Genomic DNA, 15,177 nt, shown 5'->3' on the forward strand with positions numbered 1-15,177 from the left:
CTCAGTTGCGGATGATGGTGAACGTCGAGGTGGGGTTCTGGATGTCCACCGCGTTGTTGCTCAGCCGGAGGTTGTTGAAGGTGACCGACCCGACGGCCGGCCCCTGCCCCGCCTCCGGCATCGGGTTCGCCCAGATGGCGAAGCCGGACTTCGCGTCGTAGGCGTCCCCGCTCTTCCGGGCACCGCTGATCGAGACGTTGGTGAAGACCGTGTCGGTGATCGGGTTCTGCGGCTGCCCACCGACGTAGTTGGTCTGGAACATGATGCCGCTGTAGGTGGGATCGATGATGTCGACATCGCTGACCCGGATGCCCTGGAACACCTTCGAGGCGGAGAAGACCCAGATCGCCGGGAAGGTCTGCCCACCCCAGAAGTGACCACCGGCGCGCACGATCGAGATGTTCTCGAACCTCGTCGGCGGGTTGGCGCCGAAGCCGTTCATCGGGTAGCCGAAGTCGAGCGAGCTGATGGTGATGCCGGAGTAGACAAGCGTGTCCGCGATGTAGATGTTGCGGAACGTGTTGCCGTAGCCGCCGTACACGGCGACACCGGCGGCCCGCCAGGTCAGGGTCGAGGTCAGGTTCTCGTAGATGTTGTCCTTCATGTCGGCGCCGCCCGCGTCGATGGCCGAGAACAGCGCGAAGCTGTCGTCGCCGGTGGCCCGGGCGTCGTTGTTGCTGACCAGGTTGTTGGTGCTCCCGTTGGTCATGTTGATGCCGTCGGCGAACATGTTCCGGATCCGGGAGTTCTTGATCGTCATGTAGTCGGTGTTGGCGCCCCAGTAGAGGCACACCATGTGCTCGTTCCAGATGTTGTCGATCACGATGTTCGACACGTTGGCGAAGTCGAACACCTTGCCCGGACCGTCGATCCGGGAGGTGTAGTTGCCGAAGTAGGCGAAATTCTTGAAGGAGGAGTTCGCCGCCGAAGCCTCGGCCCGGAAGCCGATGTCGGTGTTGTCCTGGCCCGACGGAGCGTTGAACCGGGTGTACCAGGGGCCGGCACCGGTCACCTGGACGGCCTTGCCGTACACCTGGAACTTCGACGAGGTGGAGTAGTTACCGGCGGGGAGGTACACCCCGACCAGGTTGCCGGTGGTGTCCATCCGCACCCGGTCCAGGGCGTTCTGCACATCCTGGTGGGTGAAGCCGGCCGGCGTGGTGTAACGGGTCGGGTCCGGGTTGGCGATCGGCGACACCTGCTCGGTGTTGATGAAGTCGATCGCGTACGTGGTGGTGTTGGCCGGGTCCTTCTGAAGGCGGATCTTGCTGCCGGCCGGGACTGTGGAGTTGAGCATGACGTTGGCTTCGTCGTAGATGTGCCGTGGTCCGCCCGCGCTCGGCGAGTTGCCCGGGCTGGCCTCGTTGCCGTAGAGCCAGGCATACCGGGACGTCAGGTCGATGGCCTTGTGGAAGGTGCCGTTGACGTAGACGTTCAGGGTCGAGTTGATCCCACCGCCGCCGGGTGCATCCGGGATGGAGAAGCGGGTGACCAGCGTGTTGGTGCTGGCCCGGGTGGTGAACTCGACGTAGCTGCCGGTCGAGTTGAGGGTCACCGCCCGCCGGCCGGACGCCTCGCCGGCCAGGTCGCCGATCTCCCGGTTCGGTCCGACGACGCTGGCACCGCCGCCGAGCGCGCCGTCCTCGGCCTCGTACATGTCGTACGGCATGTTCGCGCCGCGCCCCACGAAGAGCGGGCGGTCACTCGTGTTGTTGGTCTGCTTCACCGGCAGCTCGTTGCCGTCCACGGCGAGCACCACCCGGACGGTGTACTTGCCGTTCGCGGCGGTCCAGGTGCCCAGGTTGATCGGACCGACCGTCGCACCGGCGTTGATCACACCGGAGTACGAGCCGGTCAGGGTACGGACCACGGTGCCGGACTCGTTGAGCACGGTCAGGGTGATGCCGTGCGCGCCGGACGCGGACGCCTGGTTGCCGGCGTTGCGGATCGACACGGAGAAGGTGACCGTGTTGCCCGCTGACGGGTTGCCCGGCGACCAGGCGACCGACGAGGCGACCAGGTCGGAACTGGCGACCGCGGCGACCACCAGCGGGCTGGGGTTGGTATAGCTGTTGTTGGTGTCGTCCTGCTCGACGACGGTGTTCGACTCGTCGACCTTCGCGCTGAGCGGGTAGCTGCCCGAGTCACGGGTGCCGATGCTGGCGCTGACAGTGGTCGACGCACCGGCGGCGAGGCTGCCGACCGACGCGGTGCCGACCCGGGTGGAGCCCAGGTAGAAGTTGACGTTCGTCGCGCCGGAGGTCGCTGAGCCGGCGTTGCGCACGGTGGCCGAGAGGGTGATGGTGCTCGTCTCGATCGGTGCGGACGGGCTGAACGACATGCCGGTGACGGTCAGGTCCGGGTTCGGCGCCGGGGTGCCGAAGACCTGGAACTCGGCCACCTGCCCGGCCGGTGCGCCGGTGTTCGAGGCGATCGAGAGCCGGACGTCGGCCGCCGCGCCGGAGACCGGGATGGTCACCGTGTTGCCGCTGCCCGGGTTGAAGGAGTAGTTCGCCGCACCGACGAGGGTCGTGAAGCTCGACGAGCCCTGGTCCCGGCCGAGCACCGTGATGTTCTGCGTACGCGCGCCCCAGGCCGAGTCCGGGTTCAGCTTGATCACGACCTGGCTGAGGCTGGCGTTCGCGCCGAGCTGCACGGTCAGCGTGCTCGGGTTGCCGTTGCCCTCCCAGTAGGTCGCCACGTTGTTGTCGTTGGCGTTGGTCGCCACGAACGTGTGCACGAACCCGGAGGCGGTGATCGGCTTGCCGATCGCCAGGTTGGTCCCGGTCGGCGGGTTGCCGGTGCCGGTACGGGTCACCGAGTTGCTGTTCGCCGACTGGTTCCCGGCCGCGTCCTTGGCCCGCACGTAGTACGAGACGGTGGCGCTGTCCGCCTGGCTGTCGGTGTACACCAGCGTCGAGCCGTTGACGCTGCCGCGCAGCGCGCCGTTGGCGTAGATGTCGTAGCCGGTCACGCCGACGTTGTCGCTCGACGCCGACCAGGTGAGCCGGATCTGCCCGCTGGCCGGCTGGGTGTACGCCAGGTTGCCCGGGGCGCTCGGGGCCTGGGTGTCGGTGCTGCCGGTGGCGCCGTACACCTCGACCTCGGAGAACTGCGCGGCCGGCCAGCCGGTGTTGCCGGTGACCTGCACCCGCACGTAGCGGGTGCTGGTGGCGGTGAAGCTGACAGTGGCGGTGTTGCCGCTGCTCGGGTTGAAGGTGTAGCCGGCGGACGCCTTCAGGGTGCTGAAGGACGAGCCGTTGGTCGAGCCCAGCACCGACAGCGTCTGGGTGCGGGTCTGCCAGTCCGACGACGGCGGCAGTTTCAACACCACCCGGTCCACGTTGACGGTGGCGCCCAGGTCCGCCTGGATCCACTGCGGGAACGCGTTGTTGGCGCTCTCCCAGTAGGTCGAGGCGTTGCCGTCGTTGGCGTTGCCAGCCACGTAGTTCTGGTTGTAACTGCTGGCGGTCATGGTGGCGGAGAGCCCGGCGAGCATGGCCACCCGCGCGGCGGCCGCCGACGCGTCGACGGCCGGAGCCGCGCTCGCCGCGGGTACGGCGACCGGGGCGGTGGCGAGGAGCATCCCGGCGAGCACGCCGGCCAGTAGCCGGCGGTGGCCGGTGCGGGGGACGGGATTGGGCGCGCCGGGTGGCGGCGTGCCTCGTCTGGTGCCGTTGCTGGACATGGGGTCGCTACACCTCTTTCGGGGGTGGGTGTGGGGTGCGTTGCCCGGTGACGGGTGTGCGGGGGCACACCCGTCGGTCCGCGACAGGTGGGGGCTAGCTGGAATAGACCTCGAACTCGCTGAGCTGGCCGGCCGGCCAGCCGCTGTTGCCGGTGACGGTGAGGCGCAGGTACCGCTGGTTGGTCGCCGTGAAGGTCACGGTGGCCGTGTTGCCGCTGGCCGGGTTGAAGGTGTAGCCGGCTGACGCCTTCACAGTGGTGAACGTCGAGCCGTTGGTGGAGCCGAGCACCGACAGCGTCTGCGTACGGGTCTGCCAGGCCGACGACGGGGGAAGTTTCAGCACGACCCGGGACACCGAACGCTCGGTGCCCAGGTCCACCGTCAGCGACTGCGGGAACGCGTTGTTGGCGCTCTCCCAGTAGGTGTTCGCGTTGCCGTCCACAGTGTTGGCGGCGACGTACACGTCGGAGTGGCTGGTCTCGGTGACCGACCGTCCGGCGGCCAGGTTGCCGCTGGGAGGTGGGGTGGTCGTGGGTGGCGGGGTGGTCGTCGGCGGTGGCGTGGTCTGCGTGCCGCCGTACACCTCGACCTCGGAGAGTTGCGCCGCCGGCCAGCCGGTGTTGCCGGTGACGGTGACCCGGAGGTAGCGGCGGTCACCGGAGGGCAGCCCGATCGACACGGTGTTGCCAGAGCCGGGGGCGAAGACCCGACCGGCGGACGACGCCAGCGTGGAGTACGACGACCCGTCGGTGGAGCCGAGCACCGACAGCGTCTGGGTGCGTTGCTCCCAACCGCTGGGCAGCTTGAGTACCACCCGGTCGACGGACCGGGACGCGCCCAGGTCGATGGTGACCGACTGCGGGAACGCGTTGTTGGCGCTCTCCCAGTAGGAGCCCGCGTTGCCGTCGACCACGTTGCCCGCCACGTAGCTCTGGTTGGTGCTGGTGGCGGTCGTCGACCGGCCCAGCGCCAGGTTCCCGCCGGTGGGAGGCGGTGTGGTGGGAGGCGGTGTGGTCGGGGGCGGGGTGGTGGGAGTCGGGGTCGTGGTGGGCGGCGGCGAGGTGGGTCCGCCACCCCACTGGGGGTTCGGCCACGGGCCGCAGTACGGGGTCGGGGTGTACCAGCCGGAGTTGCCGGAGCCCTGGGTGATCTGGAAGCCCCCGCCCACGCAGTTGTGCATCGGGTTGCTCTGCGCGATGTTGGTGGCCCGCACGTTGGTGAAGGACACCTGGCTGGGTGCCTGCACCTGGAGCGCGTACGTGCCGGCGCCGTCGATCCGCACGTTGGAGAGGTTGATCCCGCTGGTCTGGCCCTCGATCCAGTGCAGCGCCGCGTACGAGCTGTCCAGGATGTCGGTGTCGGTGATGTTGATGGTGGCCTGCTGGAACGACTCGTTGAGGGCGGAGAACCAGATCGCCCCGACGCCGAAGTTCCAGTTGTAGTCCGAGTTGCCGTTGCGGATCAACGTGTTCCGGGCGATCGTCCAGGTGCCCCGCACCGCGGTGTCGCCCTGCACACCCGGGTAACGGTTCGCGACGTGGATGCCGCCGCCGTTGGTCAGCGAGTCGGCGGTCACGTTGTCGGTGATGGTGATGTCCCGACCGCCGTAGCTGACCAGGTGGTTCGCCAGCAGCGTCACACCGATGGTGTTGCGGGTGAAGGAGTTGTTGACGTTCGGCACGCTCTGGGCCCACATCGCCAACGCGTCGTCGCCCGTGTTGCGGACGAACGTGTTGGTGACCGTCGAGTTGGTCACGCCGGTGTGGAAGTTCACGCCGTCCGCGGTCTGGTCCAGGATCCGGCTGTTGCGGATGGTGAAGTTGTCCATCGGGCCGTCCATCCACGCCCCGACCTTGGTGTTCTCCAACCACAGGTTGTCGACCACCGAGTTGGTCATCGCCCCGCCCAGCGCGTTCACCTGGTCGTCGTCGACCCGCTCGCGGATGTCGCCGATGATCGCGAAGTCCCGCAGGGTGACGTTGCGGCTCGGCCCGTTCGCCTCGTGGGCGCGGACCGGCCCGGTGTAGCCGCCACCGGGGACGTACTTGCCGTAGATGCCGACGGACCGGTTCCGCTCGGTGGGGTGTCGGCCGCCGAGCACCGAATACCAGGGACCGGCGCCACGCAGTGTCACCCCGTCGACCACCACGTGGTCCCAGAGGGTGAAGGTGCCGGTCGGGATCCAGACCGCCCGGCCCTGGGCCTTACCGGCGTCGACAGCTGCCTGGAACTTCGCTGTCGAGTCGGTCGCGCCGCTCGGGTCCGCGCCGAAGTCGGTGACCACGTCGATGACACCGCTGGGCTTGGCGATCGGCGCGACAAGCTCGAAGTCGGCCAGGTCGATGGTGAAGGTGGGCGACTGAGCGGTCGAGGAGACCTGGAGCCGGATCTTCGTGCCGGCCGGCTGGGTGCTGCCGAACAGCGCCCGGGTCTCGTCGTAGAAGTGGTGCGGGTTGGTGTCACCCGGGTTGTTGTTGAACGGGTAGCCGCCGTAGTACCAGCCGTACTTCGACGTCACCGGGACCGACTTCAGCAGCGACCCGTTGGCCCGCAGGTCGATGGTGGCGTCCCGGCCGGTGCCGGCCGAGTTGTCCGGCAGGCTGTACCGGAAGGTGACAGCGTTGGCCGGGGCGGTGAGGGTGAACTCGACGTACTCGCCGACGGCGTCGAGGGTGACCGCCTCCCGGCCGGACGCCTCGGACGGCAGCGTGCCGTAGCGCCGGTCCGGGCCGATCTTCGTGCCGTTGTGGGTGACCTTCTCCGCCTCGTGCTCGATGAACGGCACTGTCGCGCCCCGGTTGGGGATGTCGAAGGGGGACAGCCCGGCCGCCGAGGCAGGGGTTGCCGTGCCGGTGACCGCGAGAGCTGTCAACGTGGTGGCGGCGAGCAGGGCGGCGGCAATGGCGGCCAACCCTGCCCGGGTCGGGTGTCGAAGGTGGTGCGGCGTGCCGGTGGTGTGGTTGGCCATGAGCTGCGCTCTCCCTTTCGTCAGGCAGGCCAGATCCCCCCGTGTCGGTGCGGCGCGTCCCCCTCGTTCCTCCTTCCGTTCCGGTGGCGTGGTGCCGGCGGCCGGGACGGGCCGCCGGCACCACGGCGAGCAGGATCAGGTCAGGTCCGCCGCCGTGCCGGTACGCAGCCAAACCGCGGTGTCGGACGGCAGCAACCCGTCGTCGAGTGGTCCACTGGCCAGCAACAACTCCCCCTGAGCTGGCATCGGCACCGGCGCGGCGGACAGGTTGACGACACAGGCGAAGCCGCCACCACGGCTGAATGCCAGCACCCCGTCCGGGGCGGGCAGCCAGGTCATCTCCCCGTCACCGAGCGCCGCTTCGGCGCGCCGAGTCTGGATCGCGGCCCGGTACAGCTCCAGCATCGAAGCCGAGTCGCCGGTCTGCGCGCTGGCCGTCCGGTCCTTCCAGTCGGCCGGCTGCGGCAGCCAGGGCGCCGCGGCACCGGCCGGGCTGAACTCGAACGGCGGCTCGTCGCCGCCCCACGGCAGGGGTACGCGGCAGCCGTCGCGGCCCGGGTCGATCCGACCGGACCGTTCCCACATCGGGTCCTGACGCAGCGCGTACGGGATGTCCTCGACCTCGTAGAGGCCCAGCTCCTCGCCCTGGTAGACGTAGGCGGCGCCAGGCAGCGACAGCGAGAGCAGCGCGGCGGCCCGGGCTCGGCGAGTGCCCAGCTCCAGGTCGGTGGGAATGCCCTCGCGCTTGGCCGCGAAGCTGAACCTGGTGTCGGCCCGACCGTAGCGGGTGACGTGGCGGGTGACGTCGTGGTTGGAGAGGACCCAGGTGGCCGGCGCGTTGACCGGCGCGTGCGCGCTGAGCGTCCCGTCGATGCTCTCCCGCAGGGCGGAGGCGTCCCAGGCGCAGCCCAGGAAGTCGAAGTTGAACGCCGCGTGCAGCTCGTCCGGGCGCAGGTAGTTGGCGAACCGCTGCCGGTCCGGCAGCCACACCTCACCGATCAACGCGCGGTCGTCGTACTCGTCGGCGACCCGACGCCAGCCCCGGTAGATGTCGTGCACCCCGTCGAGGTCGTGGAACGGGTGCGGCTGGTCCGGGTGGACCTCGGGCAGCGTCCCGTCCTTGACCAGCAACCCGGCCGAGTCGATCCGGATACCGTCCACGCCCCGGTCGAACCAGAACCGCAGGACGTCCTCGAACTCCTCCCGCACCCGGGGGTGGTCCCAGTTGAAGTCCGGCTGCTGCGGGGCGAAGAGGTGCAGGTACCAGTCGCCGGGGGTGCCGTCCGGGTTGGTGGTGCGGGTCCAGGTCTCGCCACCGAACTCGCCCACCCAGTCGGTGGGCCGCTGGTCACCGTTGGGGCCCCGGCCGGGCCGGAACCAGAACAGGTCCCGCTCGGGTGCCCCGGGCCCGCCGGCGAGTGCCGCCTGGAACCAGGGGTGCGCGTCGGAGCAGTGGTTCGGCACCACGTCGACGATGGTCCGGATGCCCACCGCGTGCGCCTCGGCGATCAACGCCTCCACCTCGACGAGGGAGCCGAAGACCGGGTCGATGTCGCGGTAGTCGGACACGTCGTAGCCGGCGTCCGCCATCGGCGAGGGGTACCACGGGCTGAACCAGATGGCGTCGACGCCGAGCGCGGACAGGTGATCCAGCCGGGACCGGATGCCGGCGATGTCGCCGATGCCGTCGCCGTTGCCGTCGGCGAAGCTCCGGGGATACACCTGGTAGATCACCGCTCCACGCCACCACGGACTGCTGTCTGCTGTGGACACGAGCACCTGCTTTCTGGGTCAGTACGTCGGCGGGTTCGCCGGACCTGTATGTGTGTCGGACGAACTGTCGTTGTTCGCCGCGCGGGGTGTTGCGGTCGTGGCTAGCCCTTGATGCTGCCCGTGGTCAGACCGGACATGATGTTCCGTTGGAAGATCAGGAAGATGATGACTGTCGGGATCGCCGCGATGACCGAGGCGGCGATCACCACGTTCATCGGTGTACCGCCGGCGAAGGCGTAGATGCCGACGCTCACCGTCCGGGTCTCCGGCGACGGCATGACCAGCTTCGGCCAGAGGAAGTCCTTCCACACCGCCGTCACGGCGAAGATCGAGACGACGCCGAGGATGGGGCGCGACAGCGGCAGGATGATCGACCAGAGCGTACGCAGCGACGACGCCCCGTCCATCAGGGCGGCGGCCATCAACTCCTCCGGGATCGAGTCGAAGAACCGCTTCAACAGGAAGATGTTGAACGCGTTGGCGACCAGGGGCAGCCAGATGGCGAACGGCGAGTCGAGCAGGTTGATGTGCAGGATCGGCAGGTCGATCACCGTCACGTACTGCGGAACGATGAGCACCATCGCCGGGATCATCAGCGTCCCCAGCATCAGGGCGAGGATCACGTTGCCGAAGATCGGCCGAAGCTTGGACAACGAGTACGCGGCGGCGGTGTCGAAGACCAGTTGGAACAGCACCGCGCCGATCGCGTAGTAGAAGGTGTTGAACAGCAGCTTGGCGAGGGCCAGGTTGTTCCACGCGTCGATGTAGTTCTGCGGCTGCGGGTCCTTCGGGAACAGCGAGGGTGGGGTCTGCGCGATCTCCTGGCCGGACTTGAGCGCGCCGGTGACCATCCAGTAGAGCGGTCCGAGGAAGACGAGCGTGAACCCCGCCACGACCACGACCAGCAGCGTCCAGTAGATGACCCGACCACGTCCCCGGCTGATCTGGGTCTGGGAGATGAGGGTCCGGGTTCCGGAATCCTGTGCCATTCCTCGCCGTCCTAGTCCTGTTTCGCAGTCAGCCGCACGTACACGGCGGAGAAGCCGGCCAGCACCACGAGCATGATCACGCCCAGCGCGGCGGCGCCGTTGAGGTCGTTCTGGAAGAACCCGTGCTGGTAGATGAGGTACGCCACCGAGGTCGCGGAGTCCTCCGCGCCCGCGCCGTTGGCGAGGATCAGTGGCTCGATGAAGAGCTGCATCGTGGCGACGATCTGGAGCATCGCCAGGAGCGCGAGGATCAGCCGGGTCTGCGGGATCGTGACGTGCACGATCCGCCGCCAGATCCCGGCGCCGTCCAACTCGGCGGCCTCGTACAGCTCGCCGGGGATGTTCTGCAACGACGCCAGATAGATCAGCACCGCCCCGCCCATGTTCATCCAGGTCGACGCGACCACCATCGCCGGCATCGTCATCTCGGGCGACTGCATCCACTGCGAGGTGGGCAGGTGCAGCGCCTTGAGGATCGCGTTGAAGAGCCCCGCCTCGCTGGGGTCGTACGCGTAGAACTTGAAGAGGAACAGCGCGGAGGCCGGCGGCAGCATCACCGGCAGGTAGACCAGGATCCGCAGGTAGCCCTTGGCGTGGCGGAACTCGTTGAGCACGATCGCCACGAAGAACGGCACCACGTAGCCGAGGACGAGCGCGAGCACCGTGAAGTAGAACGTGTTCTGCCAGGCCGTCCAGAAGCTCGGGTCGGCGATGATGCGGGAGTAGTTGTCCCAGCCCACCCAGGTGGTCTCGCCACGCCGGGTCCGCTGGAAGCTCATGACGATGCCGCGGATCATCGGGTACCAGGAGAAGACGACGAAGCAGAGCACCGCCCCGATCAGGAACGCGTGACCGGTGAGGTTGTCCCGTACCTTGCGGCCGAGGCTCGTGCGCTGCGGCCTCGCCGAGTACGGCGACGGCGGGCGGCCCGGTTTCCTGGAGGTCTCCGGGACGGTGGTGATCGCCAAGGCAACTCCTGGGTGAGTCGGTGACGTCGACGACGCGGTGCGGGTGGTGTGTGGGGGCCGGGTCGGCGTCCCGGCCCCCACACGCTCGGTCAGCTCTCCGCGGCGAGGAGCTGGTTGACCTTCTCCTCGGCGGTCTTGAGCAGTGCGTCGATGTTCGAGTTCGGGTTGGTCAGCACACCGGACATCGCGGCGTCGAGCACCGCGTAGATGGCCTGGGCGTTGCGCGGCTCGCCCTTGATCGGCACCGGGGTCGCCTCGAAGATCGCGAAGTTGGCGGTGTCGACGTTGGCGTTCGCCTTGCGCAGCTCCAGTTCCTGCTTCTGCGCGTCACTTCCGTTGGCGAAGAGCAGCGGCTGGGGCAGACCCACCGGGTAGTTCTGCGGCTTGGCCCGGACGTAGTCGAACTGCCCCTTGCCCGGGGTGAGCTTCTGGTAGGCGATCCACTTCAGGCCGGCCTTGACCTGCTCGGGAGTGAGGTCCTTCTTGAAGAAGTAACCCTCGCCACCACCGAGCGTCCCCTTCGCCGCGCCGTCCTGGCCGGGCAGCGGAGCCATCGCCCAGTCCTGGAACTTGCCCTGGAACTGGCTGACGATGGCCTGGGTGGCGTCCGGCGCTCCGATGAACATGCCGACCTTGCCAGCGCCGGCGTTCGTCAGCAGGTCGCCCCACTGGAGCAGCTGACGGGCACCCATGCTGTTGTCGCCGTACCGCATGTCCTTGAGGTTCTGCAGGACCTGCTTGCCCATGGGGTTGTTGAAGTCGGCCTTCTTACCGTCCTCGCTGAGCACCCGGCCGCCCTGCGAGTAGAGCAGGGAGGTGAAGTGCCAGCCGCCGGTGTTGCCGGCGCTGTACTCCGAGTAGCCGGCGATGCCGTTGCCGAGCGCGGAGATCTTCTTGGCGGCGGCCCGAACGTCGGCCCAGGTCTTGGGCGGGTTGTTCACGTCGAGCCCAGCCTGCTGGAACAGGACCTTGTTGTAGATCAGCCCCATCGAGTAGTTCTTCACCGGAACGGCGTAGAGCTTGCCGCCGTCGGTGAAGACCTCCTTCAGCGCGGGGTCGATGCTGTCCCAGGTCGGAACGCTGTCCTTGTTGGCGTACTGCGTGATGTCCATCGCCTGACCGGAGTCGAGCACCTGCTGGACGTCGGTCATGTACCCGTAGAACACGTCGGTCACGGTGCCGCCGGCGAGACGGGCGGTGAAGTCCGGCGGGTTGTTGCACTGCTCGCCGACGCTGACGCTCTTGATGATGATGTCCGGGTTCTGCTTCTGGAACTCGGCGACATCGTCGTTCCAGTTCTTCAGCAGCTCTTTCTGGGCACCGACCGGCTGGCAGTCGACAGTGATGGTGACCTTGCCGCCGGCGGTCGCGCCCTTGTCGTCGCTCTTCGTGGAGCACGCCGTGAGGCCGAGCCCCAGGCCGGCCACGAGCGCGACCGCCGCAGCCTTTCGGTATTGCGGTACGGACATCTGTCCATCCCTTCGGGAACGGGTGTCTCCAATGACGTTCGCTGATCTGCGGTGATGCGACCTGACGCCCAGTAGCTGCGTCGGAGCCAGGTGTGAGTGGAGTCACTGTAGCGAGGCCGACTCATTTCAGCAAGGTGTCGACCCTGAGACGAAAGGACACGACGTGATTACGTCAGATGTTGGCAGACCGTTGAAAGCACCCCAACAAAACAGGCCTTACCCCGCCATACCAGCCCATTCGAACCGGTCGATACGGCAAGCCCTGCCCAGCTCCGTCGATCATGGGGGTGGAGACAGAGAACGGCCGTCGACCGCGTGGGCGGTCGACGGCCGGAAGGCTCGTTCGGTGCGGTCCCTAGCGACGGTCCCTAGCGACCAGGGGCGGGCGCGGTCGAGCCGCGTACCACCAACTCGGGCTCGAACAGCAGCTCGTCCTGGAGCACACCCACACCTTCGATCTGGGTGACCAGCAGGTCGACGGCAGCCTGCCCCATCGTCTCGATCGGCTGCCGAACAGTGGTCAACGGCGGGTCGGTGCAGGTCATGAACGCGGAGTCGTCGAAGCCCACCACCGAGATGTCGGTCGGCACCGAGTGACCCAGCCGCCGGGCCGCACGGATCGTGCCCAACGCCAGTACGTCGCTGGCGCAGATGATCCCGGTGACGCCACGCTCGACCAGTTTCGTCGCGGCGACCCGCGCGCCCTCCATCGAGAAGCTGGAACGTTCGACGCACTCGGCGTCGCCCTCGCCCCAGCCGGCGGCCCGGGTCATCGCATCCAGCTTGCGGCGCGACGGCACGTGCCCCTCCGGGCCGAGCACCATCCCGATGCGCTCGTGCCCGAGCGAGCGCAGGTGCCCGTACGCCTGCTCCACCGCCACCGCGTCGTCGGTCGAGACCCGGGGGAAACCCAACTCGTCCACACCCGCGTTGACGAGCACTACCGGAAGACCCCGATCGGTCAACCGACGGTAGTGGTCGTGCCGGGCATCCGCGAGCGCGTACGAACCACCGGCGAAGATCACGCCGGAGACCTGGTGGTCGAGGAGCATCTCCACGTAGTCCATCTCGGAGACACCACCGATGGTCCGGGCGCAGAGAGCCGGGGTGTAGCCGCGCTGGGCGAGCGTCCCGGTGACGACCTCGGCCAACGCCGGGAAGATCGGGTTCTGCAACTCGGGCAGCACCAGCCCGACCAGCCGGGCGCGTTCGCCACGCAGCTTGGTGGGTCGCTCGTAGCCGAGCACGTCCAGCGCGGTCAGCACCGCCGTCCGGGTCGCTTCCGAGACTCCGTCCCGGCCGTTGAGCACCCGGCTGACGGTGGCCTCGCTGACGCCCGCCTTCTTGGCAACTTCAGTCAACCGCTTGGTCACGGGCGCAATCGTACGTCGCCCTCATGAAAGAAATGAACAGCAAAATGCCCTGCGCTTGCCGTCCAGCTGCCGCATTCTTCCCATCGGCCACCAAATAGGCGCTTCCCCAGGGCCACGCGGTAGGCCTTCGCGGTGGGCGCGGCCAGGTCGAGCCGCCTACATCGCCCGCGCCGCCAGCGCCAGGCCCAACACCACACTCCGCGCAGCGCCCGACACCAGCTCGGGTCGTCCTCCGGCGGCCGCGCGCACCGCCACAAGCGGTATGACTCTGAGGCATAAATATGCCTCAGAGTCATAGTGCTTTGCGACGCGTCCCGGCTGACGCCGAATGCTCGCTGCCTGCCAAGATCCGCGCAACAACAGGGATATTGGTGTCCCCCGCCCGTCGGAGGCAGCAACATCCGGGAAGTTGCGCGGATCTTGGGCCGGCGCGCGGGGGCGCGGCGCGCGGGGGCGGTCGTCAGGACAGGTTGCGCAGCGCGTCTCCGATGGCCCGGTGGAAGGTCGGGTACGCGTAGATCATGTGTCGGAGCTGGCTCAGTGGTACCGCCGCGTGCACCGCCACCACCAGCGCGGACAGCACCTCGCCGCCGGCCGGGCCGACGGAGGTCGCGCCGATCAGCACGCCCTGGTCGGCATCCGCGACGACCTTGATGAAACCCTCGTCGCCGACCTGGTGGATCCAGCCCCGGGTGGAGCTGCTCAGCTTGGTGAAACCGACCTGCACGTTGATGCCGCGATCGCGGGCCTGCCGCTCGGTGAGCCCGACCGCTCCGACTTCGGGGTCGGTGAAGGTCACCCGGGGCAGCGCGCGGTAGTCGGCGCGGGGGATGGTGCCGGCCGAACCGCTCGAACCGCTGGCGGCCAGCGAGCTGGACGCGCCCATCGCTCCGCCGACCACGCTCGACGTGCCGCTGGCGTCCGCCCCGGCCTTCGCCTGTCGGGCGCGGGCCAGGATGTCGGCGATCACGATCCCCGCCTGGTACATGGCGATGTGCGTGAAGGCGCCCTCGCCGGTCAGATCGCCGACCGCCCAGACGTGGTCGGTGACGTGCAACCGGTCGTCGACCGGCAGGTAGCGCTGACTCGCGTCCAGGCCAATCGTGTCCAACCCCAGTTCGGCCAGGTGCGCCTTCCGCCCGGTCACCACCAGCAGTTGGTCGGCGGTGTACGCCGCCCCGCCGCTGCCCCGCAGTGTGAACCCTGTGCCGTCGTGTTCGACCCGTTCGGCGCGTACCCCGGTGTGGATCTCCACGCCGTCGGCGCGCAGCGCGGCGGCGGCGACCTCGGACGCCTCAGGTTCTTCGACGGCCAGCACCCGGTCGAGCGCCTCCACCACCGTCACCCGGACCCCGAAGCGGGCGAAGACCTGCGCCAGTTCCAGGCCGATCGCGCCGCCGCCGAGCACCAGCAACGACTTCGGCAGTTCCTCGACCTCGATGGCCTGATGGTTGGTCCAGTACGGCGTGTCGGCCAGGCCGTCGATCGGCGGCACCGAGGGGCGGGTCCCGGTGCTCAGCACGACCCCGTGTCGGGCCTCGAAAACCTGGTCACCGACCCGGACCCGGCGAGGGCCGTCGAGACGGCCACTGCCCCGCACGAGCCGGCCGCCCTTGCTGGCGAACCGTTCGGCAGCGACAGTGTCGTCCCAGGTGTCGGTCGCTTCCTCGCGGATCCGCTTCGCCACCGGCGCCCAGTCGGGCTGGACCTGCGCCGTCCCGGCGAGCCCGTCGACCCGGCGGGCCTCGGCGAGGGCGTTGGCCGCCCTGATCATCATCTTGCTCGGGATGCAGCCCCAGTAGGGGCACTCCCCGCCGACCAGGTCCCGTTCGACGCCGACGACGCTCAGGCCGGCTTCGGCGAGGCGTTCGGCCACCTCCTCGCCGCCCACCCCGAGCCCCACGACGACCACATCCACCAGCTCCGGATCTGCCACCGGAACAGCATCC

8 protein-coding genes are annotated in these 15,177 nt (G+C 68.5%); all 8 read right to left on the reverse strand.

The features are described from left to right. Position 1: 1 nt before the first annotated feature. The 8 genes from O3438_RS21420 to O3438_RS21455 all read right to left on the reverse strand — a co-directional run bounded on the left by O3438_RS21420 (position 2) and on the right by O3438_RS21455 (position 15,164). On the reverse strand, positions 2-3,688 hold the full coding sequence (locus O3438_RS21420; protein WP_269681602.1) for a discoidin domain-containing protein: 3,687 nt from the start codon (positions 3,686-3,688) through the stop codon (positions 2-4). A gap of 94 nt (positions 3,689-3,782) precedes the next feature. Continuing rightward, entirely contained in the window at positions 3,783-6,656 is a 2,874-nt protein-coding gene (locus O3438_RS21425; protein WP_269681603.1) for a galactose-binding domain-containing protein, read from the reverse strand. Positions 6,657-6,791: 135 nt separating this feature from the next. Continuing rightward, positions 6,792-8,429 (reverse strand): glycoside hydrolase family 13 protein, encoded by a 1,638-nt coding sequence (locus O3438_RS21430; protein ID WP_269681604.1) that lies wholly within the window; start codon positions 8,427-8,429, stop codon positions 6,792-6,794. A gap of 101 nt (positions 8,430-8,530) precedes the next feature. After that, positions 8,531-9,418 carry a carbohydrate ABC transporter permease gene (locus O3438_RS21435; protein WP_269681605.1) on the reverse strand — a complete coding sequence of 296 codons (888 nt, stop codon included), beginning with the start codon at positions 9,416-9,418 and terminating at the stop codon, positions 8,531-8,533. Positions 9,419-9,429: 11 nt separating this feature from the next. Next, complete coding sequence (locus O3438_RS21440) at positions 9,430-10,386, reverse strand: carbohydrate ABC transporter permease (protein WP_269681606.1); 957 nt, start codon at positions 10,384-10,386, stop codon at positions 9,430-9,432. Between the two features lie 89 nt (positions 10,387-10,475). Continuing rightward, positions 10,476-11,855, reverse strand: coding sequence for an ABC transporter substrate-binding protein (locus tag O3438_RS21445; RefSeq protein WP_269681607.1), 1,380 nt, complete (start codon positions 11,853-11,855; stop codon positions 10,476-10,478). Positions 11,856-12,223: 368 nt separating this feature from the next. Further along, on the reverse strand, positions 12,224-13,228 hold the full coding sequence (locus O3438_RS21450) for a LacI family DNA-binding transcriptional regulator (protein WP_269681608.1): 1,005 nt from the start codon (positions 13,226-13,228) through the stop codon (positions 12,224-12,226). A 460-nt stretch (positions 13,229-13,688) separates the two neighbouring features. Beyond that, positions 13,689-15,164, reverse strand: coding sequence for a dihydrolipoyl dehydrogenase family protein (locus O3438_RS21455; protein WP_269681609.1), 1,476 nt, complete (start codon positions 15,162-15,164; stop codon positions 13,689-13,691). Positions 15,165-15,177: the final 13 nt, after the last annotated feature.

The organism is Micromonospora sp. WMMC250, from assembly GCF_027460215.1.
Taxonomy (GTDB): Bacteria; Actinomycetota; Actinomycetes; order Mycobacteriales; family Micromonosporaceae; genus Micromonospora; species Micromonospora taraxaci.